Source organism: Citrobacter sp. MGH106, from assembly GCF_001037495.1.
In the GTDB taxonomy this organism is placed as follows: domain Bacteria; phylum Pseudomonadota; class Gammaproteobacteria; order Enterobacterales; family Enterobacteriaceae; genus Citrobacter; species Citrobacter murliniae.
This window is the reverse complement of sequence record NZ_KQ089822.1, coordinates 1702091-1726771: the sequence shown is the minus strand read 5'-3', so window position 1 is coordinate 1726771 and position 24681 is coordinate 1702091. Positions and strand designations below refer to the sequence as shown.

Here is a 24681-nt window from a genome sequence, read left to right as displayed (position 1 = left end):
ACCCGCCGTAGCGGGTCTGTGAGTTAGTGGATTTGTCAGACAGTGACCTGAAATTCCAGCGTCGTCCGGTAATACCGGTTCTCTGGTTCATAACCAGGGGTTTTGCTTATATTGGTGGGATTGAGTGGCTTAACCACCTGAAGCGCCATATCACGAAGATTCCGCGCCTCTTTGAGAGTCAGTGAGTAAACATCCACCTGGACCGATATCCCTGATTCGGCCTGCCCACAAAGAACATCAGCGGTCACATCAGAAATAAGTGAAAAAATAACCCATGGCGGTGATATCGAGGGCTGGCCATCACTACCCAGCGGCGCAACGTAAGGATAAACTTGTCCACCGGCCAGAGGCTTCAGCAAAAGATAAAGGTCATCTTCCGTCATTTACTCAGCACCTCATCAATGGCCTGGTTCATGCGTTTCATAGCAACCTGCGTCGCCAGTTCTTCGCGGGTATCAAACGCAGGACGGACAAAAGGATGTGGGGGCATATTCACTGTGCCCATTTCGACAAATCGCCAGTAAAACGCGTTACGTCGATCGGAGGCTTTCATTGAATTATCGCTGTTACCCGTTCGCATGTTTCGACCACGAATATGAACACCGGATGAAATATCACCGCGTTTACGTGATCGCTGCGTCAGCACCACAACGTTTTTCTTCAGCTTGCCGGTTCGTTCAGGCGCTCTTACTATCACCTCATCTTTCAGAACCTCAGCACCAGCTCGAGTGGCATCACGCAGAACTTTGTTGTTTTCGGCGCGACTCAGTAATTCCAGATCGCGGGATATCTCTTCAAGGCCAGAAAAATCCAGACCGATATCAATCATTTTTCCGCTCCATTTTTACAGAGTATTTCCAGCCTGGTGGCTTTACTGTCAGGTATGGGGGGACTGATGATATTCAGTACCGCGCCTTTAAATGGTCCTGTGAGCACCTTTAATCTTGACGCAGCAGTCACATCACGCCGGAAACGGATCCACACCCGAATTGTTGCCTGTGCCGTTTCTGCTCCTGATTGCAACTGCTCACGACCACTGATACCCAGCACTTCCGCCCATATGATCTTTCCCTCCTGCCACTCTTCAACCGGCTGGCCTGTCGTATCGCGAAAAGAAGTAAAGTTCAGGATAGTAACGCGATGGCGTAATCGACCTGCCTGCATATACCCCCCTTATGTTCCCGGGTGCTTCCGGTGCGGCCCCAGGAGAGCCTGAACACCAAACGGCAATGTGCTTGTAATATTGCCAATATTTACCGGCTCTCTGTTCTCGTACCAGTGGCTGACAAGAAGCATTAACGCTAGCTTGATATCGTCGCTGATGATGATGCCATCAGGGTCACTGTCCGGGATGCTCGTATCGTATAGAGCCCTGTTTACAATTTTCTCAGCATGGGACTTTGCTGCACTGAGATATATCGCCAGTGTCTGATCTTCAGAAACATCATCGCTGTCTATCCGGCATTGCTGCCGTAATTCGGCAATAGACGGTTTCATTTGGTCTTCCCACGTTTTGTTTTCGGTGGTTCTGGCTCTGGCTCTGGCTCTGGCTCTGGCTCTGGCTCTGGCTCTGGCTCTGCAGGAACATGAACACCGCCACTACCAAATTTGATAATGCCTAGTTCGGCAGCAATTTCCTCAGCGCGGACAGGTAGCTCACCGTCCGAATACACCCCTGCGGGAATGGATTCGACAATACAACCATCTGGGGACCACTTAAGTTCACGCAATAATTCAGGCATAAATCACCTCGAAAAATCGGGGCCGAAGCCCCAGAGAATTAAGCGCCAGTGCCGATCTGCAGCAGTTTAATGGCCTGAGAATCCACCAGCATTCCCCCGGTTCGTTTGGTGGTGTAGAAACCAACGAATGGTTTTTTGGTGTAGGGGTCACGAAGAATGCGGGTGCCGATGCGGTCAACAATGGTGTAACCACGCTTGAAATTGCCAAATGCAATTGCTTTAGCATCAGCCGCGATATCCGGCATCTGTTCGTTCTCTGCCACACCGTACCCGGCCAGAGAGGAAGGCTGACCCAGTTCCAGACCAGGACGCCACAGGTAGTTGCCTTCTGAATCTTTCAGGATTCGGATAGCAAACAGACTGTTGTTGTTCATCATGAACTTAGCGCCATTACGATGCACTTTACGCAGCGTGTAGACCAGTTTGATGATCGCATCAGCCGTTACGCCTGCCGCAGCGCCAGAGAGAATGTGCTGGAGAGTACCAAATGCACGAGTCTTGTCCGGATCAAGCGTGGAAGCGTATGCCAGAAAACCTTTCGGCTTCTTCGTCCCGTTACCGCTGGTAAAGGCGATTTCTTCCTGCTCTGCAAACTCAATTGCCAGTTCGCTGTTGATCCAGTCTTCGACGTTGAAAAAGGCATCATCCAGCATGGTTTGAGTCGCCTGCGGGTTACCGTAAATTTCTCCCATGAACGGCTCAATCTGACCGAGTTTAGACGCATCGGTTTCCGGGCGGGCATCAGTTTCACCAACCCAGCCGGAAGCCGTACCGCCGAGATTAACCAGTTTTTTATAGTTAGCGCCGCCGACTGTGATGGTTGTCGCCTCCTGGCGCATCACCACTTCATCTTTCAGAAGATTAAGGATCGTGCGATCCAGCTCTTCCGGCACGGCATAGCCACCATCTTCATCCACACCGACCTGCAGAGCTTTGCGTTCAAGTTCGCGCAGCCCGTCATCTTTACCCTTGCGCATAAAGCCAATGAAAGCGGTTTTATGTTCGCTTGCGGCTTTGCTCTGAGGACCACCGGCTGGACGTTTAACCTGCTTCAGTTCCTCTTCCAGCGCAGATTTAAGCTCATCCAGTTCAGACAACTTGCCGTTTAAGGTTTCAACCTCCCCCGCCAGCTTGCCCTTTTCCTGTTCAACTGCTTCCAGGCGCTTATCGTTCTTTTCTTTGAACGCATCAAACTTCGCCTGCAGTTCCTGCGCGACCTGCTCTACGTCTTTAACGTCAACTGACATAATTAACTCCTGATTAAAATTTGATGTTTTTCAGTGCATCCAGTGCGGTACTCACCTCATCAACATCACGCTGTGAAAGTGAGCCATACCCCCCGGCCATGAATGCTTTAGCCTGGGTGCGTGAGAGCCCAACATCGCGCAGGACTCGTTCAATACTTTTTTGAGAAGGGATTTCTCCGCGGGAAAATGCGCTTTTGACATCACTTACCCGCGCTTCATCGTTCGACGGAAACGTGACGAGACTGACTTCCCACAGGTCAATCTCTTTGAGAAGGAACACGCCCTTAACGCGGTCGTACTCCCAGTCTTTCAGCATGTAACCAATAGAAAGGCCGGTTAAAGAACCGGCCTTCATGTGGGCGTGTGCGCGTTTCGAAAGGGGGTCGTCATCAATGAGTAACCGGCCTTTAACATAAAGGCCAACCTCATCCTCTTTCATCTCAGTGTAAATACCGATGGGTTCATCCATACGGTGCTGCCAGAGTAATGCAGGGAGAGCATTCTTTTCTTTCCATGCCTGAAGGGAGGCCGAAAAAGCGCCTGGCACAACAACATCATCGTAGCTGTCCTTTACGCCAAAAACAGAGCCATAGCCTTCAAACTCCCCGCTGTCGCTGACAGACTTTAGCTGTAGCGGAATATCCAGCCGCTGTTTAGTCATCGGCATTATGTTGTTCCTCGGTTGTTTTGTTCTTGCTGCTGTCTGACGGCTTCGTCGTCATGTTCATTGGCGTAAGGTAAATATCTCCGCCTGCGCGTGGGTTAAGTTCTTCAAGTTCCCGGCAGTCATTTGGTGAGTAAATACCCCAGTTAATTCCTGTTGAATACGCCTCAAATCGCGACTTCATATCCCCGCGCAGCAATGCGCCGGCATTGAATTTTGCGTAGTACACACCCTGCTTTGATTCCTTCACCAGCCCGATGTTGATTCGCTGCTCAATGCGGGTCATATACGGAACGAGTGAATAATTGATAAACCCCATGCCGAGGTTTTCAATATTGTTAAACGTCGAGCGGTCAGTGTTCTGCACCATATGCATCGGCACCCGGAACAGGCGGCATATTTCCTCCAGCTGGAATTTCCTGGTCTCAAGGAACTGACTGTCTTCCGCATTGAGCGCCATCGACTTCCAGTCCAGTCCCATTTCTAGAATCATTGGTCGGTGCGCGTTGCTCAGCCCGAGGTGACGGTCCTCAAAATCCTTTTTCAGCCTTGCGTAAGCAGCGTCAGTGAGCGTTTGCTCAGTGCGGAGTACGCCGGAGGTAACCGCGCCATTTGAGAACAACCGCGCCCCATGTTCCTCTGTTGCCATTCCCAGAGATATTGCTTCTCTTGCATAGGCTATAGGGTTCAGTCCCACCAGCCCGTCAAAGGTAAGCGTCCTGACATGCCAGATATCATCCTGCCCAAGCACGTCTGTTGAGCCATCGGGGAATGTTACCTGGTAAACCGGCTGCCACTGGCTGTTAAGCTTTGGTTCAACACACCCTGGGTCAATGGGAAGAAGCTCCACCACCTCGCCAAGCGCTTTAACTTTGTAGGCGTAAAAATTACCGCGAAGACAAAGACACACAATGACCAGTTCCCAGAACTCCTGGGGGGTCATGTAATCATTTGGCTTCATCGTCAGTAATTTATGCAGCCTTTCGGAAGTCGCTTTTTGTTTACTATTTCCGGTTATCTTGTACAGGTTACAGGGCAGCATGCCCATCGACTCAGCAAGAACCCTGATACAACCGAAAACCGCTGTAAGCCGCATGGCTTTCTGGCTGCTTACCCTTTTCCCTGTATAGGTGTCGTAAGTCATTCCCACTGCTTCAGCGAGTTCTGCCGGAGTAGTGACAGGGGCGTCACTTTTTTTGAACATTCCGGGGAAAAACATCAGTCAGTCCCCCCTCGCAATGTTTTCCCGGCCAGCGAAAGCGTGCGGGAAACCAGCCATGACCAGATAAGGCAAAGCATACCGGCACTGATTAAGCCTCCTGGCGGATAAATCATCCATACACCAAACGAAAGCAAAATAGCGCCCATCACCCCGATCAGTGGGGCGAGAATCATCAGGATCATAACTGCCTCTTTATAATGAACGGACGCCGTAACTTTCCAGATGGTCAGAGAGGCTGTCCTGTTGTTCGCCGCCGTTTACAAGCATGCGGCTCATTGCGGTAAACAAGGCGGCAGGCCCGTCTATTTTCGCTTCTGGCGTGGATTTGTTCGGAAAGATATTGTCGTTTTTGTCAGGCTTGACGGTAACGTTAGACATCATCCAGTTCATAACCGGATGATTGCTGTGATGAAAACGCCCACCGTAAACCAGAGACTCCACCTCTTTCATTGACTCAGAAAAGTTTCTGACCGTTTGCGGAACCTCCACCAGCGGCACACCCTCTTCTGCCAGAGCCAGGCTAAACTGCGTTGCGCTCCAGGGGTCGAACCCGGTTTCCTTCAGGTTTTCGCCGCTAATCCATTCCAGAAAATCAGCTTTAATCTGCGCATGATCGATAACATCACCGTCGGTCAGTTCCAGCTTCCCAAGCTCAGCCCATTTGCGATACATCTGCGCCATTTGAGCGGAACATTTTTCCAGCCTCCCTTCGGGTAACCAGAATTTAAAGTCTGCATGCGCGTGGCCGTTGTCTGCCCGCCAGAGTTTTACTGCTGCGCAAATATCAATCTTGTGGGCCAGATCCACACCAGCCCACATCGGGTAGGTTTTCAGCTCATGACGGGGGGCTATAAACTCACATTTTTCCCACTTAATCATGTCCATCCAGGCTGACTCAGCGGTCACCCAGATATTCATGTGTTTGGTGAAAAAGTTAACCCTGGCGGAAACCTGTTCTTTGGCCTTCTTTGCCAGGCGGCGAAGATCATCCCAGCGCTTACAGATACCCAGTCCGGGGTTAGCCTTTTGCCAGACCGTTTCATCAAACGGATCATCATCTTTATCCAGGGTGAAGATGATGGCGAAAAAGGTATCGTCTTTTACCGCGCCTTCCACTTCGCTGTTATAACCACGCAGCACCTTAATGGCATAATCGCGCAGCTCGTAACAAATCCCTTCTTTGTTAAAACCCGCTGTCGTTATGCCAAACAGAAGAGACTGCAATCGTGCGCCGGTTGCAGTCTCCAGAACGTCCCAGACATCACGGGTTTTATGCGCGTGAAGTTCGTCGACGATGCCACAATGGATATTGAGACCATCCAGATTGTTGGCATCAGAAGAAAGCGGTTCAAACTTTGATGCTGTCTGCTCCTGGTAGATCGCCAGTTTATTGAATTCAAACAGTCGCCCCAGTGTGAGTTTCGCTTTTTTAACCATGTTTTTCGCATCTTCAAAAACGATGCGAGCCTGATCCCGCGTTGTCGCTGCGGAATAAACCTCTGCCCCGCCCTCACCATCGGCGCCAGCCATATAGAGACCAACGCCAGAGGATAATGTCGACTTGGCGTTTTTACGGGCTACCTCGTTATATGCCGTGCGAAACCTGCGAACCATCACCGGACGACCACTGCCATCATTACGCAGAACAATTTCGCCTGTTTCTTCATTTACCAGGGGGATAACAAAACCGAAGATGTTGATCAGAATGAAAACATGCCAGTCCATCAACTCAATCGGCTGGCCTGCCAGTGCTCCTTTAACATGAGGCACGAATTTATAAAAATTGAGGATATGCTGTGCGCGGGGCTCACTGAAATAGATGCCACGTTCTTCACCGTGCCTCAGATCATCAAGAAATCGCTGGCAGGAAAGACGGACAAACTCACAGGCAATAACGTCCCCGGCAACGACGCGTTCGGCGTAACGTATGCCATCAGTAACTTTTGCCATCAGTCCCTCGAATTTAGAAATTGACTTAACAGATCATCATCGTCTGGTTTTTCTTTACTGACCTTAGACCTGCTGGAAGGAGTCATACCAAACTCCGCTAACATCGCGCGAAGTCGCTTCCAGGCATCAGCTTTCATCATGGCTGCCGGATGCGGCTTGATCATTCGAATTTCACGTTCTTTCCCTTCATCAGCATCATCATCGCTGTATACCGCATAGGTATAACCTTCCCGATCCAGCGTTTCACAATGATGGCGGTATTCCGTATATGCCTCTACCAGCAACTCCAGAGCCCTGGCATCCAACTGAGATATGACGCCAATGGCATCAAGTTCTTCGGCCATCCGCTTAAACCAGTACTTCCCCTGCTTGTCGAAATGCTTGGGAACTGGGGGTACCCCTTTAGGTGGCTGCGGCTCGTTTTTGTTGATAGGCCGTTTGGATGGGTTACCCCTCACCAAACGCAGATGGGTAGGGGTTTTCGGCGGTCCTGACATAATCGAAAACTCCTATTAATCATCGGCTGGGGGAACCCAAAAAAAGTTTTCTAACCTGCGGCGATGTGAAGAAAGGCTAGGCGGCGGTCCTTTTGGCGCCCGGCTACAGGGATTTGACCTCCCCCTCCCCTCCACATCCGTTGATGGTAATCATTATCATTTGAAGCGTTCACGCCCTGTTTTCGAGCGGTGGCAAGGCCAGCACAGGCTTTCAAGGTTCGAATCATCATCGGTACCCCCATGAGCCTTAGCCTTGATATGGTCAACGGTTGTGGCCGCGACAGCGCGTCCAGTACGCAGGCAGTTCTGACACAGATGGTTGTCACGCTTCAGGATACGGGCTCGTTTGATATCCCACTTACTGCCGTAGCCACGCTCATGGCGACTCTTACCCTGCTGGTGCTGTTGCCAGCCCTCATTGCGATGCTGCTCACAGTAGCCTGAACGGTCAGTAGTCGTACCGGGACAACCTCGCTTGCGACATGCGCGAGGGATTAACGCTGGCATGGTTCAATCCTCACGGAACCGTAAAGCGTGTGCCGCTTCACTTCACCGTTCTCTGCTACCATATAACCACGCTCATCGAGAACAGCAGCGATTACTTCGCCCTTTTCATCGTCAGCAGTGAAGACATGCTTAATCTCAATGCCATCGAGAAAAACAGCGTATCGCTCTACACCGAGATTAATCTTCCTGCCGGGATCGTCATCTAATACAGTTAGACGCATATGACCTCCTGCTATTTAAACCCCAAGAAGGCGACGGAGTTTACCGTTACTTCTGAAATCTCTTTCCACCGCAGCTAAAGCCTGCTGTACACCTTCGCTAGCAGCGTTCTTCATAGCATCGCGCAAGCGCTCAACTTCTTCGTTGGCTGCCAGAGCATTACGCAGAACTTCTTCGACGTTTGCATGGATACTTATTTCATTGGTGCTAATGGCTACCTTATTCCGCACCGGCTCATCACTCCGGATACCAAGGCTGATGTTGTAGATATTGGTCACCGGATGAGGTGTTTCGATTGCCGCTCCGTGGATAGCACCACTGGCGATAGTGGCGTCCTTGATGAATGACTCTCCATTGTGAAGAAGTTCGAAGGCGAGGGTGTTACGGTCAATGCGCTGGTATAGCTCGTCGATTGTCTTTTGTGCGGCAGAGGTATCAAGACCAACGTCAATCATCATCGAAGCGCAATATTGCTGCTTACCAAAGCGCGTATTGACCAGGTGTTCAACGGCAAATTTCTGCCCTTCTGATGTCAGAAAGGTAAAGTGATTTTCTTTCTGGTATTCAGTTGCTGTATGTCTGGTTTCAGCAAAACCCAGCTCGCGTAATTCAGCGGCACCAGATTTAGACGGCAGGTCACCTGACAGCAACGCGCCACGGAAAAAGAGTGCATACAGCACGTCAGTAGCAGCGCCAGACAGCGTAATGATTTTGTTACTCATGATACGTTTCCTTTTAGACGTGAGCCTGTCGCACGGCAATGCCGCCCGAGAGGTAAACGCAACCTAACGGCATCACCCAGGCTCACTACTGAAAGACTCTCTTTGATGTGCGCGTGCGAAGCGCAATAAAAAAAGCCCCGCGTTTGCAGGGCTTTATGTTTACTTTTTTGTTCGTGAGGCATTATTGCTCAAGGAGGCCATCGATTTTCTTTTGAACATATCCATCAAATAGACGCTTGGATACATCAACCAAAGTCCCAATGCTGGCATCTTTAAAACCGGTTTTAACCGTATTCCATACTTCTTTATTTCTCATGGTTTCAAGGAAGTCATGTCCATCAGCAGTAAGCCTCAAGGGCATTACAGCCCATGATCCACCTGAATCTGAAGCTTCTGAGAATCCAAACCCCATACCACCATTAGTTCGAGAAATTAAATATCTGTCTGCAAGCAAGCGCATATGGAACAAGAACTCAGGGGTTCGATAATCATATCCTTGTGCAAGCAACAGTTTTATGTTTGTTTGCGGTTCTCCTGAATCTTCAAAAGCCTCAAGAAGTCCTTTTAAATAATCATGGTCTATCTTCATGCCAACTCCTTCATGTGTGAAGGACTAATTTAGCATTATCACAGGCACTCAATGAATGCCTGCTGAATGCCACTAATCGTCGAGTTGCAATACACCGTGCTCAAGTGACTCTGAGTAGGCGATCATCCCTGTGTATTCAGGGATAATCTCGCCATCATCCGCTTCAAATTCCGGGATCGTGCCAGTGGTGATGGTGTATTGGGGCTGCCCATCTTCTTTCGCGAAGGCTGCCAGGTCTTCAATCTGCGTAGCTGTAAGAACTACTGTCATGCGCATACCTCAGTTGTTAAAAAGCCCCGCTATTGCGAGGCCTAGGGTTATTTGTATCGCGACCGACTACCTGTGAATGATAAAAAGCGATTTACACTTTGGGCAAAGTAATACCTGTTGCTGACGTACTTTCGTGGTCGACTGAGTAGATTTATGTCCACATATCGGACACGTGACAGTCATATTGGCTACAAGCCCAACACGCTGCATTGCGTAATCGAAGAATGACATGATGGCTGACCTTTTAATGAATGTGGTTTATCATACCGCATTCCGTTCAATTATTAACCAATTGCTGTCATCCAACTAGCAAATGTGGATGCATAATGTACTCATGCTCAACAGCCAGTACATGCTTATTCTCTTTCATCTGGCGACTGCTGATTGCGAAGCTCATTGTTGGCTATTTGACTCTCTCACCGAGTCATGAATCCGCTCACACGTCATTCCAGCGCGGTAGCTTTCGTCAGCTCGTCCAGCATAATATCGAGCTTCTTCTGCAAGGCGTCCGAGCATGTCGGCGAGCACTGCGGCGTCGGCTCCGGCTGTTTTGCTTCTGACGGCAGCGGCAAGATCTGCGGTGTGCTTTGCGGCGTCCAGGCGGGTGGCAAGTTTTGTTGCTTCGGCGCGCAGCTGGCTAACAGTGGCAGACAAACCAGCAGCAGTAGCGGCCGATTTAGCGGCTTGTGCTTGTGCATCTCTTACAGCCTCATCACGGGCAATAATACGCCCTTGTTCAATCATGCGGGCTGCGGTCTGTGCGTTCGCTGTTTGCGATGATTCCGCGCTATCACGTTCCGCCCACTTCTTTTCCCAACCACGGTTACTCCATACGTTTCCCGCGATGAATGCGACAGCCGTCAGCAGCGAAATGGCAATAAACCTATAGCGCAGGCTCACTGGTCTAACCCCCAGCACGCCAGCGCGCTTTCCTGGTCTCGCCTTTCTACCTGTCCGTAGCAGCCGCTTTTCTGGCCTTTGGTCAAACGACAGTCGCGGCCACCGTCTTTAATCCACCAGCGGATCGCTTCACAGGCACCTCTACGGTCGCCCGCATTAATTCGCTTATAAAACGTAGATGGGAAACATTTTCCGGGGCCGATGTTATACGGACAAAAAGATGCGATCCCAGCCTTCTGTGGTTCGGTCAGTGGCACCTTGATGTTTCGCTCAACCCACGCCAGCGCCTTGTCGCGTTCTATGGCGTTCACCTTGGAACATTTCTCAGCAGACAGCTTCATTCCATGAACTACTGGCTTACCATCAATCACCGTGGCACCACGGCAAATAGTCCATATTCCACCGCCGTCGCGATATGCTGTCAGTCTGTTACCCTCTTTCTCATCCAGAAACTGATCGAGAATCACGGGCGCGGAAGCCCCCGCAAGAATCAGACCAACGACCGCTGCGCTCAGCTTATTCCTCAGCTTTTGTGGCATAGCCATTGCGACGATCCTCCCGTTCTTTCCAGCGGAAATACCAGTTCACTGCACAGGTAATAACGGTGCATGCGATACCGACAATAATTGCCCAGTCGCTCAGGCTTAACCCTGCAATTCTGTCGGCCAACATCCAGGACACCTCTTTTGCTGTTTTGGCTGTTTCGGCATATGCCTTCGCTGATACACCGCAGCCGGTCAGCGTGGTTCCTGTTCCATATGAAAGTCTGCTGTAAATGGTGCTCATTCTGGTCATAGCCTCACCTCCGATTATTCGGATGGCGCTGTGTGTTTGAAAAGGGTCAGGCTTCACGGGCTGGATTTATCAACAAAGCACGTAGCGGATGATTCCCGTGAGCCTGAATACGAAAAAGGCCACGCAAATGCGCAGCCTGTAACCAGAAATCAATATTGTCTTTACATCAATTTTTCTTAAGGTTAAATTCTTCTGACAAGTTGATGAAAGACAACTTGAATATTAGCTATTTGTTCTCTGTTATGCCCGCAACCCAATGCGGGCTTTTTTTCGCCCTGCTAAAAGTTCCACCGTTGTGAGCCTTTTTGCTATGCAATAATGGATGCGTGGTGCCGGGTGTCTCCCGGTGATCCTTTGGCTGACAACCCATGCCTCAGGAACATTTCACAACGGGATATAGAAAAGGCCATGCATTTGCATAGCCCTGAAAGATGTTTATGCTTTATTAATTCGCTGGAATATCTGGCATGGCGCGATCCATAGAAGAGCTAATTAACGCCTTAATAGCGTTGCATACCTGATAAAATCCACCCAGCTGAGATGAGACAGAAAAACGGGAGACGTCGTCTCCTGAGCCTACTTCAGCATAAAATGATGAGTTCTCATACCAGAGTGAGATGCTTACGCCCTGCCTGTAGCCACCTGTTAGCGGAGAATCATCAAGAGTGGTTGCAATCACGAAATTCAAGTGGTAACGGCTGTCCATATTGAGTTGGGGGATTAAGACAGGAAAGAACTTCCCCTCCTCCTCCCAAATACCAATGTCCACATAAGGCCATCTTGTTCCGTCAGAACCAGTCCACTCACGAGATGTAAGATCAAGAGAACCTGAATACTCTCGTAGTAGTTCGCTCGCCTTCTCCTGAAGTTTATCCTGTAACTTCCATTGCGCCTCGACCAGTTTAGTGCGTTTTTCTTTCAGATCCTTAAATGTTAATTCCATGCCACTCTCCAGACAACTTTTGAAAGGAATCTGCATAGTAACTCACCCTGAAAGCACATGGTTATATTTCACTTACACTGAGTGCGAAAAGCAAAAACCCCGCCGAATGGCAGGGTTCCAATGATTAGGCTGTGTGTCGAAGTGACGCTCATTACGCTGCTAAACTGTGCTGTTCTTCAATCAGCGGCTGGCGATGATTGCGATCAAATACACCCTTTAGCGCCTCTTTGCGCTGCTCAAAGTCCCAGCCCATGCCAATGAAAACTGTATTGGCCCGCTGCAACTCAGTTACGCAGTGGATCTGCTCCGGCGTCAGGTAGTCACGGATGTTCTCTTTTTTGTCGAGGTCGTGGTAAACACGAAATTTTGCCGCCGTCATACCGAGCGCGATGCGGTTAATCAAATCGGCTTCGTTGCTGAAGTGGTAAGGCTTGATTTCTTTACCCTGCACTTCACGCTCATGCTTAATGGCATCGCTCATCGGGCGATATTCCAGACGGGCGGTGTTGCGATCCATTTTTTTGCCCGCCAGAGCGCCACGCATGCGGAAGAACTCAGCAACCAGTTTCTTTTTGAACTTGCGGACAACATCGTTATTACGCATGTAGGTGATCAGTAGAGTGGTTTGCTGTTCATTCAGTAGCGCCACTCGACGCTTTTGAAGACCACCGTCAGTTTGAATGGTTCGGATTTCAAATCCGACCCTTCCAAATTCTTCAAGATCAGCCTTGTTACGGTCCACTAACTTAATGACGGTGTCATGATCACGCCCAACCCCGTCAGCAATAGAGACAGTGCTGGTTACAAGGTCGAGTTTTTTAATTTCAACTAATTGCATGGCGTTTACCTTACTTTGAGATGAACCTTTGCCGCACAGGAAATCAGCCCGTCGAGGCTCGCCAGCGCTAACCGACTTCCTCAAAGGCTCATTTCAAATGGATTGGTTCGACGTGATGGATGCGCGGGCGGTGCGCAGGAAATGCGGATACAAAAAAACCCGCTCACTGGCGGGTTTATAAAACTTTGGCAACATATCAAATATGCTTCAAATATGGCTTATTTTGTTGCATTTTGCAAGCGCGTTTGAAGGAGATAGTGAAATTTACTTCTCATTTCTGCCACTTTGAGGGCTTCTTCTTCCTCATAGTATTCAAGAGCCATTGCCAACGCAGATTCATCAAGCTGGGTAAAAGCAGCCTTTAACCCAGCCCAGTGCCCTGAATAGACACGCAACCACGTTGAACGGTCAACGCTAACCATACGGGCCAGTGCCGCACCAGCGTAGTCTTTATAGGTTTCATTGTTTCGGGTTGCGGCAATTTCCTGCCCTGCCAGCCATACCAGACCTATCAGTTTCTTTACTACGCGCTCCTGAAGGGAATTATCACCCAGGCATTTCTGATAAGTTTTCCAGACGTATTCACACATCATCACCTGGTGCTTATAGCTAAGGTCAAAACCGTAGCAGTACCGCAACCAGGCCTGCTGGTATCCACTAAGCGCGGACACAGCCCTACGCCACGGCGCGGACTCAAATTCCGCATCTTTTATCGGCGGCATTGGCCTGCGGCGGCTGCGTGTTTCCAGTACATACAGTGGCGCGGAAAGCGAGTTAACAAAACGTGGCCCCTTCTCTCCTTCGAGTTCGACGAGATGAATTCCACGGCGCGGGGTGGCATTTTTGTCTGCTGGTGGGTGTTCACTGAAAGCCTCAAGCTGCCCTTTTGTTCCCCCAGAGAGGTCAGGTAGCGCGCGGCGCAATTCTATTCTTACAAAATTCAGGTCTTGCTGATTCATGCTTCTTTGCGCTCCATACACTTAAGCTTTCGCAATTACGCCGATCGCCAGCGCCCGATCCATAAAACGCAGTAGCAGCTCAAGCTGCGTACCATGCTTCTGCTCGAATGCCGGTACATCGGCGTGCAGCTCATCGTGGCACTCTCTGCACAGAGGGATCACGAAGAGGTCATGGGCTTTTGTTGCTGTACCACCCATACCGTGCCCTACGATATGGTGCGGATCATCTGCTGGCCGTCGGCAACACTCACAGGGTTGTGTTTTTACCCAGCGGGTGTAAGTCTCATTTATCCAGCGGCGTCGCTTTGGCCTGAGCATGAAAGATTCTGGAGACTCCGGATCAACAGAGAGAGTGAGGATCTTCTTCGCCTTCTCCTGCACGATGCTGGCTGCAGAAGCGGAAGGCACAATGTCGCTTTCCCTCATGACCGAGCGGATCTTCTCATCCGGAAGGCGTAGCCCCTTGTGCGCAACGCTTTCCGGAATAACATCAGCCAGGTCGTTTCTGACCATCCACCAGCACAGTTCCGGAAGCGTAAGGATATGCGACTCGGGAAAACCAGAATCACGCCGAATGACTTCCAGAATCCAGGATACCAGGTTTCCTGCCGCTATACCTGCAAGCTGTTCGGTATGCTGCCCCGACAAAGTGTGATCGCAATGCCAGCACAGGCGAATACTTCCTGGTGGGTGCCGCATTGTTGTGAAGTTCTTGTCGTGCCACGATGAATGTGGCCACTGGCATTCAAACCGATTACTCAACCATTGCTCAAGGGAAGGAAGCCCACCGGCACGTTGAATAACCCGATCATTCTCGAAGACCTGCCGCATTACCGGATCATCAGCCAGCGGCTGAATGGCGGCGGGAACAGCTCCTGTACTGAATGACGCCATTTCTTCTGGTTCAGGCTCGAGCAGAACGCGACCGCGCATAAAGAGGTGCATCAGTTCCGCGCCGGGACGAAACAACACAATCCCCATGCGATGGGCGACTTCAGGAGTTAACAAAGCCCTCACGCCGCCTGCCCCCCTGCAATATGTTCAGCCCACAAACCACCAATCCAGCGTACTCCCTTGGCAGTGAAACGCGTCTGGCTGAATGCGTGATTGGATGTGCTCGATGTTCCCGTCTTAACTTCAAATCTTCCCCCGGAAATGTGCTGCGCCATGGGGGTAAGTGTGCCGCCGAGTCGATACAGGATATTGCGTTCAATAAGGAACAGACGAAACTCAGTTTCTTTTGCGTTAAGCAATTTGGCTACCTGCCGGAATGACATGGAGCCTTTTGCAGAGCAATAACGATCAACAAACTCCACTTTTGGCGCCGCGGCTGCCAGCTGGATCGTCAGTTGCTCTTTCTGCTCGGCTAAATCAGCAGCCAGGCGAAGCGCTTCCGGTAATGAGCGGGGAACACTGACACTCTGTCCTTCTTCCAGTTCCTGCCAGCGATCGACGACCGCGGCGGTAAATTCAGGTGATAATCTGGCAACAATCACCAGAGAGTCGCGTTTGTTAAAACGATACTCCTGGTACACATTACCGTTATGCTCAAAATCGAACTGCGCCAATGGCGCGGTTAAAATTCCCGCAGCAACAAGACGCTCAGCCGAGCGTTTCACGTCACTGTGTTTACTCTGAACCAGATCCGCAATATCACGGCTGGACATTGTTACTACACCATTCACGATTAACTGGCTCATACTTTTCTCCATATCAGGCGGCTGCACCCGCCGGTTCATATCTGCTGATCGTTATCTCTACCCGACCTTTCGGCACTACGGGTCCCCATTCCACCAGCATGCGCTTAATCTGGCTGTCGTCTTCCCAGACACCCGCATGCGTCAGCGCGTCAAACAGGGCTTTGTTGTAATTATCGATATCCCGGCGGCGCGCATCCGGCGGGTACAGAGTGATTTCTACCGCTGCCAGTTCAGTCGATGGCTTCGGGAGACGTCGTAATTGCTCAATGATCGCCACGCAGGCAGCGCTCTGGTATTTACGGCCATCAGCGCTAATGAGGTGACGACCGGCCAGTGGCCCCTTGTTAGGGGCGCGCCAGTAAGTGTTTACGCTCGGAGGAAAAGGCAGGATCAGTTTCACGCGGCCTCTCCCCGCATATTGCGAACAAGTTCAGAAGCAGCAGTAATGATTTCGCTGGTGGCCGTACGTTCCAGCCAGAGTTGATTGATGTTGGCTTTCAGTTTGTTCTGCTGGGCCTCGCTCAATACATCAACGCCTTCCACTTGGTTAAACACCAGACCAACCTCGAGAGGCCAAATACGCGATTCAACTTCTGGTGATGTCAGCGGCGCAGGTGGCTGTACTGTTTCTGCCTGCTGGGCCTTGCAAGCGGCAAATGTGACCAGCGACATGAACGCCTTCCCTTTTTCTTCCAGTTCGGTACGGCTGATGTAGCTGAAATGCTCGCCGCGCCAGGACTTATCGAAGACAGCTATAGCACCGGCAAAAAACGCGCTGGTGGGCTTCTGTTTTTCGTCAGCAGGTACAAACCACACAGGCAGATCGAACCCAATGCGCCCGCGAATGAATACAATGTGATCGGCATCTTCCGGCCACCACGTTTCACTCGGCGCGGCTTTTATCAGGAATACATAGCGACCGCCCTTCTCGCGCTGGGCTGCTGCGTACTTCATGATGTGCGTCATACCAGTGATCGCCTGTTTCTCGTGGTACTGCGAACGGCTATACGGTGGGTTGCCATAACCTGCGCCGCCCAGTTCTGCCAGACGTTCAGACCAGTCCTGCGTCAGCGCGTTATCTTCGGCGGTGTACCAGACCGGGCACTTCGCGTTATCGTCGTCAGCAAACAGATCCAGCGTCAGGGGGCCGAACATCGCATTGATGCCCCAAAAAAGCAGATCTGGTGTTCGCCACTGATCGCCAACCTCTTTCAATTCATGGGCTGGTTTGCTGCGCAGTGCTGCCAGCGCCTGGCAATATTTATTTGGCATCATGAGCGGAACCCCGAATTTTCTGGCAGTGAGTAGTCAACATTTTGGAAGTTTGCGCGGCTGGCTGAGTTAGTCGCCCATTTACCGTTAACGCGTTCAGGTCGCCCAGCGGCAGACCATTTGGTCGCGCTTTGCAGGTAACCGGGGAAGTTTTTTGGAATAAACAGAGTTGCCGGGCGGAGGTATTGAGCCTGCTCGCTATCACGCCAATCAGCGTTTTTGTAATCCACCACAAGGCACAGATCATCAACCGTGAATTGTTCCCGAAGACGGGCGCGAATATTCTCCAGCGACGTGCTGCATACCTGGTAGCGTGAGCCAGTAGTCTGATTCAGGTAAGACAAAACCTGTCTGGCCTGATCAGTAATCACAACCTCAGGGTCGGGTTGCGCCGCAACCGGACAAGAGGGTTTTGAAGTTACTTGTGGATCTTGTTTTGATTTTACTGACGGATCCCCGCCAGATTCTGACGGGTCAAAACCTCCGTTTTTGCCAGATTTCGACGGGTCAGTTTTTGAGGCGTCATATTTTGATGCGTCAGATTTTGACGTGTCAGAATCTGACAGTTGAGAAAATGCGGCAGTCTGAAGTTTCGCCACATTCAGCCGATACACGTTCGAAGCATTACGGTTACCATTACGGCGCTGTGTACGTGTGAGCCAGCCATCTTTTTCAAGCTTTGCGATTGCTGTTCTGATAGTGCTCGGGCCTGCGCCAAGCTGGCGAGCAATAGTTTCAATTGACGGCCAGCACACACCTTCATCGCTGCTGAAGTCAGCAAGGCGAGCCATGATCGCAACACTAGACAACTTCATGCCCGACGCTGCGCAACCATCCCATACGTAGCCGGTTAATTTAGTGCTCATGATCGTCCGTTATCTCCCTGAACTTTTGCCTGAAATGCTCAAGTGGGCTGAAGCATTCGTGTGGATAGCCATCTCGCAGGTAGATAACGCGCTGCGTTTCTGGCTCCCAGCGGATAACACGGACTGGCACTCCGCGGTGATCTTTGAACCTTCGGTTAAGTTCGCGCACAGGCGTTTTGCCCTCCGATAGTAGACCCCCACAATTACGGCAGCCTGGCTGTGGTTACATGACACCCAGCGATTTGATACTTTGCATTCATACCGAAACAGCGGAAGACCCGGCACCGGGATCATTCGTAGTTGCGGTAAGTGAGGATTTACGATTAAATTGCTCATGCGGATTATTTCTCCATACTCGAAGAGTTGTTCGCCAAGGCGCCCGGAGCTGCACACTCGCGGGCGTCACTCTTTTCTGGAAGGCAATAGACTCGTGAAATCAGGTTCAGAAACGTCATAAGCGTTACCCGGAACTGGTAGGCGATTTCGTTCAGACTGTCCCACTCCCCTTTATCAACCACACCATCATCGATGTATCGACGATATGCGTTAACCAGGTCACCAAGCCTTCCCACCAGCTCAGCCAGCTTTAAGCCAATCTCTTCGTTCTCTGTTTCTGGTGCCGCGCCCGGGATATGGATCCCGTTATCTGTTTGACGAGAAAACGCGTCAGCTATGTAGCTAACACCGGCGGCTTTCTGTAATACCATCGCCCATCCCATAGGGAAGATCTGATCCCCGTCGACACGAAGGCGGTTAAACAATGCGTTCTCTGTCACGCCCAACCATTCCGCCGCCTCGGCATAACCACCAGGTAGATCGGTAATCGTTCTTTTAATCGCTACCACCAGCCAGGCTGGCTGGCGTTCAACTTTCCAAATAGGTTCGTTACCCACGGTTAACCCCTTATTCCTGTGGTTTTATGTCTGTACTCGCGCCTGTACAGTTCGAATAGCGATGTGGGTAAAGAATTTCTAGCTCATTGATTTTTCCCGAGAAGAAACGGACTAGACGTTCAGCAATATCTAGGGAAGCAATTTGCTGCCCTCGCTCTATCCGACTTAGATTTCCCGGGTCGATATCAACCCCTTTTGCTACACAGGAAAGAGTCATACCTTGCGATTTACGCAAGATTCGTAACGGTGATTGCATATACCCTCCTTTAATTGCGTAATACGCATATTAATTGGAACGTACGACTTGCGCAAGTTGCTTTGCACATCACGCAAAAAAAACATGTAATAGACGCATGAACATAGGAAACCGCATAAGAGAACTTCGCACAGCGAAGGGTCTAAAAATCGCTGATCTTGCTGAAGCCGTTGGTGTCGACGGAGCTAACATCTCGCGCGTAGAAACCGGCAAACAGAAGTCATTTACTGAACAATCACTTAGCAAATATGCTCAAGCTTTAGGCGTTAGCGTTGCTGATCTATTTACTCCAGGCGGAAATAAAACTACTGTATGTGAACACAGTGGTAGTAACCCACATTCTGGAGATGGATCTGTGTTTAGAGTGGAGATTCTTGATGTAAGTGCCAGCGCTGGTGGTGGCTTTATTCAAGGCAGCGATATTATTGATGTCATCAGGTCAATCGAATACAACAATGAACGTGCGCTAGCGATGTTCGGCGGAAGAACGGCAGATCAAGTAAAAGTAATCAACGTTCGAGGCGACAGTATGGCTGAGACTATCGAACCTGGTGATCTTCTCTTCGTTGATATCTCTATTCATGAATTCGATGGTGATGGAATATATGTATTTGGTTTTGATGATAAAATTTACGTCAAACGATTACAGATGATACCTGATAAGTTGTTGGTGATATCGGATAACCCAAAATATAGAGAATGGTCTGTGGATGAGACAAACGAACACCGTTTTTACATTTTTGGGAAGGTAATGATAAGCCAATCTCAATCATTCAAACGCCACGCCTGACACTACATATCAATGTTGAAACCGCCTTTACGGCGGTTTTTTTACGCCTCGATATTGCGCAAATCGCAATTTAATACTTGCGTTATTCGCAATTTAATTTTATTGTCTACTCCATAGCGAACAGGCAGGACGCCCACGAAGTAGCCGCCCGGGGCATATGAAGGCCGGGATGATTAGCTAACACATAAATTCTCAAGGGGTTTAAGGATGAAAGAGAACGAACCACATATTTATGCTGGTAGCATGAACAACGAAGAGCTTTATCAGTGGCTGTGTAAGAAGGTTGAAGCAATGGCGCATCTTCGTCAGTTACATATGGATAAAGCCTCCTGTGTGCGGAGGCTTGAAGAAGTGGATTCAATGATCACTGAAGCTACCCTTGAATCTCAATTAGAAATTTCTCGGACAGCTCAGGGTCCCATTCAGCGTCCAAATAATCAGGGAAGTTAACTGGGTAATTTGAGTGAGTAATGCGCGAGAGATATTCACTTGCTGGCTCCGGAAGAGCAGAGAACTGGATTTCATCGTGCAGGGCAAGCAGCGCATCAGTAAGTGTTAAATCTCGAATTACTGACAGCGGCCATTTGTATTTGAGAAGCAACTTGTGGTGAAGAGCCTGTTTTCCGTTAAGTCCATTGAGTTGATTCCCGTACTTTTTACGGTGCTCATAGAGAATGATGTCGAGAGCACAGATTAGCACAGCGCGGTTTGTGACACAGGAAACTTCAGAGCTATCAACATAGCCACTGATTTGGATACCGCGAAGTTGAGCAATATTGCTTTTGATCTGCGTAAAGAGGTGAGCGATTCCATTAATCATTTTGATTCCTTCGGGGTTGTAGGGACTTTGAAGGATACCACCACGCCTGATGTGGTTAAAAGCAGGCCAAAGCAATAACAAGTAACTCCCTGTTCTGGCGGCCCGGTGTTTTCCCACTTGTCCGGTAACCGCCAGCCTTTTTCAGGGCACAACAGAAAAGGGCATCACCGGGCGACGGGCTCATAACCCAATCCACCCGGGCAAAAGAAAGCGGTCTCTGCAAGCCGCCGACCAATGCAGGTGCCCTTCTCTGTTGTGTATGGAGAAATTTCGGCGGTTGCAGCCGCCTTAACGAGGGTAAAACCATGAGTAATGACCGCATGACCGTAGTGCCAGATTTTCTTGGCGAACTGGATGCCGGCGTGTTCATGAACAAAATCGCGGCAGCACTTAATACCACCGCGCTTGGCGTTCTGAACAATGGCAACAAAGGCAAAGTAGTCCTCACCTTTGATTTTGAGCGCATGGGTAATTCCGTTGAAGAGAAGCGCGTCAAGATCAAGCACAAGCTGAACTACAGCACCCCAACACCACGTGGTAAAGCCTCCGAAGAGGACACAACCGAAACCCCGATGTGGGTCAATAAAGGCGGGAAGCTCACCATCCTGCAGGAAGATCAGGGTCAGCTGTTCGGGATCACTGGCGCGGTGGATGGAAAGCTTAAAGCGGCTCAGTGATCCGCAACAACAAACTCACTGATACCACTTTGATCATCAGTTAATAAGGAATTTTTATGTCTCAGTTAGACAGCGGTACCTTCAAGCAGGTCAAAGACCTGGTTCTTTCCGGTTATCACCTGAATGATATTCATGGCCTGGCTTGCCCGACCGCATTACTGCCAGAGGGTACTGGCATTGAAAGCCTCGAGCGATTTTCTCTGGAGCGTTTCCGCTTTCGTGGCGCAATGACCACAACCAGTATTGACGACTTCGCACGTTATTCTAAAGGTTACGCCAGCGACAGTGAGCCAGCTCGTTGCTTCATTGACGCCGACAACATGACCGCCCGTTCAGTGTTCAACATCGGCACCCTGGATAATCCCGGTCACGCCGATAACGTTGCTTCAATCACCCTGAAGAAAACCGCCCCGTTCCGTGCGCTACTGCAGATCGACGGTCAACGTCTGAAGCAAAAGCAAATCGCTGAATGGCTGGAAGACTGGAGCGATTATCTGCTGGCGTTTGATGCTGATGGCAATACGATGCAGATTTCCCAGGCAGCTCAGGCTGTGCGTCGTATCACTATTCAACAGGCAACCCAGCAGGACCATGAAACTGGTGATTTCGCCGGTAAAAAATCGCTGATGCAAAGCGTTGAAGCAAGCAGCAAAGACGTAATGCCTGTGGCATTCGAGTTCAAATGTGTGCCGTATGAAGGTCTGGACGAACGCCGCTTTAGCTTGCGTAACAGCCTGCTGACCAGCGATGAACCCTGCTTTGTTCTGCGCATCGTCCAACTTGAAGCCCAGGAAGAAGAGATTGCCAACGAATTCCGCGATTTGCTGATCAGCAAGTTCGAAGGTGAATCAGTGGAAACTTTCATCGGTAACTTTAAAGCCTAATTGCTCTGCATTAAATCCCCGGCGCCGCGGGGATTTATTGAAGCGTAATTCCATTAATTATCGCCAACCGGCGAGGGATTCGTGCAACCAAAATCTGCGCGGTGCAGCGCGCCAATATGGAGAAAACCATGAGCTACATTCAGACATTATCCGGCAAAAAATTTAACTACCTGACCGCCACTATCGACGATATCGATGTTGAGGATATCGCTACTGCTCTTTCCAACATCTGTCGATTCGCTGGGCATCTCCCAGAGTTCTACAGCGTGGCCCAGCACTCTGTGCTTGTAAGCCAAATTGTGCCGCCAGAGTTCGCCTTTGAAGCGCTGATGCACGACGCTGCGGAGGCATATTGCCAAGATATTCCTGCCCCGCTCAAAGCCTTGCTGCCTGACTACCAGCGCATGGAAACTTATATTGATGGTCTTATCCGCTTTAAATTCGGTATCTCACTTGAACAAGCTGCTGTCGTGAAATATGCCGATCTAACCATGTTAGCCACCGAGCGCCGTGATCTGGAAATCGATTACGGTTCGAAGTGGGAAATTCTCGAAGGTATTCCCTGCTCTGATCTCGTTCAGGTTATCCCTCTCCGTCCTGGTCAAGCCTATGGCCTGTTCATGAATCGCTTTAACGAACTGGTGGAGCTGCGCCAATGCGCCGCATGAAGGTAAAAGAGCTCGTAGCGGAGGCTTTTGCCTCCGTTACTGAATTGCCACCAAAGCATGCACCGCTTATGCGCGAAGTCGCCACCAGACTGGACGCTACGTTCGCAGCATTAAAAGAGTCCCTGGTGCAACTGGAACAGGAACGTAAAGGTAAAACGCCATGACCGTATTTGAATATCTCCAGGCTCATCCGAATACCACCAGCGGTGAAATAGCTAAAGGGATGAATAAAAAGACGCCTGTGGTCGCCGGTGCATTATCGCAACTCTATGGTACTGGCCGGATCGTGAAGTCTGGTGTTCGCAAAGGCATTCCAACATACCGTGTTAACGATATGCCGTTTGGGTGCAGTAACAGCCTAACCATGATGTTTAACCAGCTATTGAATAGCGCCAGACAGGGAGCATCCCAATGACAGCACTCAACAAACAGGCGCTGCTAATCGAAAACGGTCAACTTGTTGCCGATACGCTACGCCACTTAGCCGATAACGAAATCGATTCTGATTATTTTGCTATCACCTCAACGAATGAGAACGGCACTGAAATTGATCACGAGCTGGTTATCACTGATTACGCTCTACAGGCTGCCGGAACGGTAGACGAATTGGTTAGGGCGCTGGAAGCCGCAGAGAAGCGCATAGCAGAGCATAACTTTGAAAATCGGTTACTGGCTAATGCTGATCGCGATATCAAAGCATTACGACAGCGCATAGCAGAACTGGAGGCGCGGACAGTTTGCCTTCCTAAACTTCCAGTTCTCGGCTCTAACGCTGAGTGGTACGAGGGATTTGCTGCTGGCGCATCCGGTATGAGAAATGAATGCGCCGACGCAATCCGCGCCGCTGGCATTGGTGTGAAGGGGGAGTGAGATATGTGGCGAGGAACGAATCGCGGCGGTAGCCAGATGATACTCACTGCCTACGAATACGACCCAGAAACCAAAAAATCAAAGTCAGTTTACCTGCTACGGCATCACAGCAAAGTTAAGCAGACCACGCTTGAGCAAAAACTTGTTGTTGAGAACGATGCGTTTGGTCGGTTTAAACCGATGGTCGAGCTTACCGACTTTCCAGAAAGATTAAGCGAACGAGAAGCGATGCTGAAGCTGGCCGACTGGCTACACCGACTTGGCGTGGCGATTGAAGATAACTGGAGCACACCATGACAACTAACCACCCGGCGCACGGTCCTGTATCACTCGATCGCCTGCACCAGATACGCGAAATACTCAGCAAAGCAGCAGCACAAAGCGACGGCGGTAATCTCGGCTACGCAATGGCTGATGCTGTGAAGGTGATTGATGGGGTGATGGCGGCGTTTGGTGCGAAGCTTGATGAAAATGGTCTTCTTCCATGCCCGCTCTGCGGAGGAGGCGCTGAGTTTGATTATGATGACGATAATCTCAACTGGATATCTTGCAGCGTTTGTGGAATTTCGACCGATACCGTATATCACACAGATATAGATGCGAGAGATAAGTTGCGTGAGGTATGGAACCGCCGCGCCGCCATGCTTCAGGCTGGCAACTCTCTTGTAACTCATGATGGTTACGTACTGGTTCCGAAGAAACTAACCGCTGAGAACGGCGCAAAGAGTGTGCTGACCGGTGAGTTTTCAGAAACGAAATTTATAAACTGCCCAGAGTGTTTTGGTGATGATGAATGCGAAACATGCGACGGCAGCGGTCGAATTGAGATAACAGTGCCAGTCAGTTGGACGAACATCAAGGCCATTTGGGCTAAAGGTGTCGAGCATTTCGAAGCAGCACCTCAGCAGGAGAATATATAAC

Annotated in this window: 40 protein-coding genes and 1 pseudogene; 9 read left to right on the top strand and 32 right to left on the bottom strand. The window is 50.2% G+C overall.

Annotated features, from left to right (window positions below; all coding sequences use genetic code 11):
* Nucleotides 1–35 precede the first annotated feature (35 nt).
* From gp17 to SK36_RS08105, 31 genes are all read right to left on the bottom strand, one after another.
* Nucleotides 36–383 (bottom strand): tail completion protein gp17, encoded by a 348-nt coding sequence (gene gp17 / locus SK36_RS08255; RefSeq protein ID WP_048221286.1) that lies wholly within the window; start codon nt 381–383, stop codon nt 36–38.
* The gene (locus SK36_RS08250) at nt 380–829 is read right to left on the bottom strand and encodes an HK97-gp10 family putative phage morphogenesis protein (RefSeq protein ID WP_048221285.1); all 450 of its coding nucleotides are present in this window, start codon (nt 827–829) and stop codon (nt 380–382) included. The genes gp17 and SK36_RS08250 overlap by 4 nt, the downstream gene beginning before the upstream one ends.
* Nucleotides 826–1164, bottom strand: coding sequence for a phage head closure protein (locus tag SK36_RS08245; protein ID WP_048221284.1), 339 nt, complete (start codon nt 1162–1164; stop codon nt 826–828). The genes SK36_RS08250 and SK36_RS08245 overlap by 4 nt, the downstream gene beginning before the upstream one ends.
* Before the next feature lie 9 nt (nt 1165–1173).
* A complete protein-coding gene (locus SK36_RS08240) occupies nt 1174–1497 on the bottom strand; it encodes a head-tail connector protein (RefSeq protein ID WP_048221283.1) in 324 nt (107 codons plus the stop codon).
* A complete protein-coding gene (locus tag SK36_RS24850) occupies nt 1494–1742 on the bottom strand; it encodes a hypothetical protein (protein WP_048221282.1) in 249 nt (82 codons plus the stop codon). The genes SK36_RS08240 and SK36_RS24850 overlap by 4 nt, the downstream gene beginning before the upstream one ends.
* Nucleotides 1743–1780: 38 nt before the next feature.
* Complete coding sequence (locus tag SK36_RS08230) at nt 1781–2989, bottom strand: phage major capsid protein (protein WP_016150485.1); 1209 nt, start codon at nt 2987–2989, stop codon at nt 1781–1783.
* A gap of 13 nt (nt 2990–3002) precedes the next feature.
* Nucleotides 3003–3656, bottom strand: a complete 654-nt coding sequence (locus SK36_RS08225; protein ID WP_016240219.1) for an HK97 family phage prohead protease — start codon at nt 3654–3656, stop codon at nt 3003–3005.
* Complete coding sequence (locus SK36_RS08220; RefSeq protein ID WP_016240220.1) at nt 3643–4872, bottom strand: phage portal protein; 1230 nt, start codon at nt 4870–4872, stop codon at nt 3643–3645. Before SK36_RS08220 ends, SK36_RS08225 begins: the two co-directional genes overlap by 14 nt.
* Nucleotides 4872–5057, bottom strand: a complete 186-nt coding sequence (locus tag SK36_RS08215) for a hypothetical protein (protein WP_008323320.1) — start codon at nt 5055–5057, stop codon at nt 4872–4874. The genes SK36_RS08220 and SK36_RS08215 overlap by 1 nt, the downstream gene beginning before the upstream one ends.
* A 10-nt stretch (nt 5058–5067) precedes the next feature.
* Nucleotides 5068–6825: a terminase large subunit gene (locus SK36_RS08210; protein ID WP_044701276.1), complete on the bottom strand. Its 1758-nt coding sequence runs from the start codon at nt 6823–6825 to the stop codon at nt 5068–5070.
* Nucleotides 6825–7322, bottom strand: coding sequence for a phage terminase small subunit P27 family (locus tag SK36_RS08205; protein ID WP_044701278.1), 498 nt, complete (start codon nt 7320–7322; stop codon nt 6825–6827). The genes SK36_RS08210 and SK36_RS08205 overlap by 1 nt, the downstream gene beginning before the upstream one ends.
* A gap of 156 nt (nt 7323–7478) precedes the next feature.
* On the bottom strand, nt 7479–7829 hold the full coding sequence (locus SK36_RS23485) for an HNH endonuclease (RefSeq protein ID WP_048217952.1): 351 nt from the start codon (nt 7827–7829) through the stop codon (nt 7479–7481).
* Entirely contained in the window at nt 7817–8050 is a 234-nt protein-coding gene (locus SK36_RS08190) for a hypothetical protein (protein ID WP_048221279.1), read from the bottom strand. The genes SK36_RS23485 and SK36_RS08190 overlap by 13 nt, the downstream gene beginning before the upstream one ends.
* A gap of 15 nt (nt 8051–8065) precedes the next feature.
* Nucleotides 8066–8770, bottom strand: coding sequence for a Fur-regulated protein (locus SK36_RS24995; protein WP_231593076.1), 705 nt, complete (start codon nt 8768–8770; stop codon nt 8066–8068).
* 181 nt (nt 8771–8951) lie between these two features.
* A complete protein-coding gene (locus tag SK36_RS08180) occupies nt 8952–9359 on the bottom strand; it encodes a DUF2513 domain-containing protein (RefSeq protein ID WP_048221278.1) in 408 nt (135 codons plus the stop codon).
* A gap of 72 nt (nt 9360–9431) precedes the next feature.
* Nucleotides 9432–9629: a hypothetical protein gene (locus tag SK36_RS08175; RefSeq protein WP_048221277.1), complete on the bottom strand. Its 198-nt coding sequence runs from the start codon at nt 9627–9629 to the stop codon at nt 9432–9434.
* A 66-nt stretch (nt 9630–9695) separates the two neighbouring features.
* Nucleotides 9696–9860 (bottom strand): YnfU family zinc-binding protein, encoded by a 165-nt coding sequence (locus SK36_RS24990; RefSeq protein ID WP_215532526.1) that lies wholly within the window; start codon nt 9858–9860, stop codon nt 9696–9698.
* Between the two features lie 162 nt (nt 9861–10022).
* Nucleotides 10023–10529, bottom strand: coding sequence for a DUF2514 domain-containing protein (locus SK36_RS08170; protein ID WP_048221276.1), 507 nt, complete (start codon nt 10527–10529; stop codon nt 10023–10025).
* Nucleotides 10526–11074, bottom strand: a complete 549-nt coding sequence (locus SK36_RS08165) for a lysozyme (RefSeq protein ID WP_048221275.1) — start codon at nt 11072–11074, stop codon at nt 10526–10528. The genes SK36_RS08170 and SK36_RS08165 overlap by 4 nt, the downstream gene beginning before the upstream one ends.
* On the bottom strand, nt 11046–11324 hold the full coding sequence (locus tag SK36_RS08160; protein ID WP_001568784.1) for a phage holin: 279 nt from the start codon (nt 11322–11324) through the stop codon (nt 11046–11048). Before SK36_RS08160 ends, SK36_RS08165 begins: the two co-directional genes overlap by 29 nt.
* 445 nt (nt 11325–11769) lie before the next feature.
* Entirely contained in the window at nt 11770–12267 is a 498-nt protein-coding gene (locus SK36_RS08155) for a hypothetical protein (protein ID WP_000423994.1), read from the bottom strand.
* Nucleotides 12268–12418: 151 nt separating this feature from the next.
* Nucleotides 12419–13105, bottom strand: a complete 687-nt coding sequence (locus SK36_RS08150) for a Rha family transcriptional regulator (protein ID WP_003839229.1) — start codon at nt 13103–13105, stop codon at nt 12419–12421.
* Between the two features lie 218 nt (nt 13106–13323).
* Nucleotides 13324–14064: a bacteriophage antitermination protein Q gene (locus SK36_RS08145; protein WP_048221274.1), complete on the bottom strand. Its 741-nt coding sequence runs from the start codon at nt 14062–14064 to the stop codon at nt 13324–13326.
* A gap of 21 nt (nt 14065–14085) precedes the next feature.
* Nucleotides 14086–15081, bottom strand: a complete 996-nt coding sequence (locus SK36_RS08140) for a DUF968 domain-containing protein (protein ID WP_048221273.1) — start codon at nt 15079–15081, stop codon at nt 14086–14088.
* Nucleotides 15078–15764, bottom strand: a complete 687-nt coding sequence (locus SK36_RS08135; RefSeq protein WP_048221272.1) for a phage antirepressor KilAC domain-containing protein — start codon at nt 15762–15764, stop codon at nt 15078–15080. Before SK36_RS08135 ends, SK36_RS08140 begins: the two co-directional genes overlap by 4 nt.
* A 13-nt stretch (nt 15765–15777) precedes the next feature.
* On the bottom strand, nt 15778–16164 hold the full coding sequence (locus SK36_RS08130; RefSeq protein WP_000767088.1) for a RusA family crossover junction endodeoxyribonuclease: 387 nt from the start codon (nt 16162–16164) through the stop codon (nt 15778–15780).
* Nucleotides 16161–17036, bottom strand: coding sequence for a phage N-6-adenine-methyltransferase (locus SK36_RS08125; protein WP_197086138.1), 876 nt, complete (start codon nt 17034–17036; stop codon nt 16161–16163). Before SK36_RS08125 ends, SK36_RS08130 begins: the two co-directional genes overlap by 4 nt.
* Nucleotides 17036–17902, bottom strand: a complete 867-nt coding sequence (locus SK36_RS08120; RefSeq protein WP_048221270.1) for a conserved phage C-terminal domain-containing protein — start codon at nt 17900–17902, stop codon at nt 17036–17038. Before SK36_RS08120 ends, SK36_RS08125 begins: the two co-directional genes overlap by 1 nt.
* Nucleotides 17892–18071, bottom strand: coding sequence for a DUF4222 domain-containing protein (locus SK36_RS23480; RefSeq protein ID WP_003034732.1), 180 nt, complete (start codon nt 18069–18071; stop codon nt 17892–17894). The genes SK36_RS08120 and SK36_RS23480 overlap by 11 nt, the downstream gene beginning before the upstream one ends.
* A 172-nt stretch (nt 18072–18243) precedes the next feature.
* Nucleotides 18244–18795, bottom strand: coding sequence for a YmfL family putative regulatory protein (locus tag SK36_RS08110; RefSeq protein ID WP_048221268.1), 552 nt, complete (start codon nt 18793–18795; stop codon nt 18244–18246).
* Nucleotides 18796–18805: 10 nt separating this feature from the next.
* Nucleotides 18806–19051: a helix-turn-helix domain-containing protein gene (locus SK36_RS08105; protein WP_048221267.1), complete on the bottom strand. Its 246-nt coding sequence runs from the start codon at nt 19049–19051 to the stop codon at nt 18806–18808.
* Between the two features lie 97 nt (nt 19052–19148).
* Between SK36_RS08105 and SK36_RS08100 the strand changes: the two genes are divergently transcribed.
* A complete protein-coding gene (locus tag SK36_RS08100) occupies nt 19149–19841 on the top strand; it encodes an XRE family transcriptional regulator (RefSeq protein ID WP_048221266.1) in 693 nt (230 codons plus the stop codon).
* A 373-nt stretch (nt 19842–20214) separates the two neighbouring features.
* Here the strand turns inward: SK36_RS08100 and SK36_RS08095 are convergent, their stop codons facing one another.
* Nucleotides 20215–20661, bottom strand: coding sequence for an ECs1072 family phage-associated protein (locus SK36_RS08095; protein WP_053069233.1), 447 nt, complete (start codon nt 20659–20661; stop codon nt 20215–20217).
* Nucleotides 20662–20966: 305 nt separating this feature from the next.
* Between SK36_RS08095 and SK36_RS08090 the strand changes: the two genes are divergently transcribed.
* The 8 genes and pseudogenes from SK36_RS08090 to SK36_RS08060 all read left to right on the top strand — a co-directional run bounded on the left by SK36_RS08090 (nt 20967) and on the right by SK36_RS08060 (nt 24680).
* Entirely contained in the window at nt 20967–21338 is a 372-nt protein-coding gene (locus SK36_RS08090; protein WP_001515608.1) for a hypothetical protein, read from the top strand.
* Nucleotides 21339–21394: 56 nt separating this feature from the next.
* Entirely contained in the window at nt 21395–22222 is an 828-nt protein-coding gene (locus SK36_RS08085) for a YfdQ family protein (protein WP_048221265.1), read from the top strand.
* A gap of 128 nt (nt 22223–22350) precedes the next feature.
* On the top strand, nt 22351–22890 hold the full coding sequence (locus tag SK36_RS08080; RefSeq protein WP_048221264.1) for a hypothetical protein: 540 nt from the start codon (nt 22351–22353) through the stop codon (nt 22888–22890).
* Complete coding sequence (locus SK36_RS24845) at nt 22878–23054, top strand: hypothetical protein (protein ID WP_196406181.1); 177 nt, start codon at nt 22878–22880, stop codon at nt 23052–23054. Before SK36_RS08080 ends, SK36_RS24845 begins: the two co-directional genes overlap by 13 nt.
* Nucleotides 23051–23305, top strand: coding sequence for a hypothetical protein (locus SK36_RS08075; RefSeq protein WP_048221263.1), 255 nt, complete (start codon nt 23051–23053; stop codon nt 23303–23305). The genes SK36_RS24845 and SK36_RS08075 overlap by 4 nt, the downstream gene beginning before the upstream one ends.
* Nucleotides 23306–23307: 2 nt before the next feature.
* A pseudogene (locus SK36_RS23100) lies at nt 23308–23760 on the top strand (ead/Ea22-like family protein); the annotation flags it as partial.
* Between the two features lie 3 nt (nt 23761–23763).
* The gene (locus tag SK36_RS08065) at nt 23764–24057 is read left to right on the top strand and encodes a hypothetical protein (protein ID WP_048221262.1); all 294 of its coding nucleotides are present in this window, start codon (nt 23764–23766) and stop codon (nt 24055–24057) included.
* Complete coding sequence (locus SK36_RS08060) at nt 24054–24680, top strand: Lar family restriction alleviation protein (RefSeq protein ID WP_048221261.1); 627 nt, start codon at nt 24054–24056, stop codon at nt 24678–24680. The genes SK36_RS08065 and SK36_RS08060 overlap by 4 nt, the downstream gene beginning before the upstream one ends.
* Nucleotide 24681 lies beyond the last annotated feature (1 nt).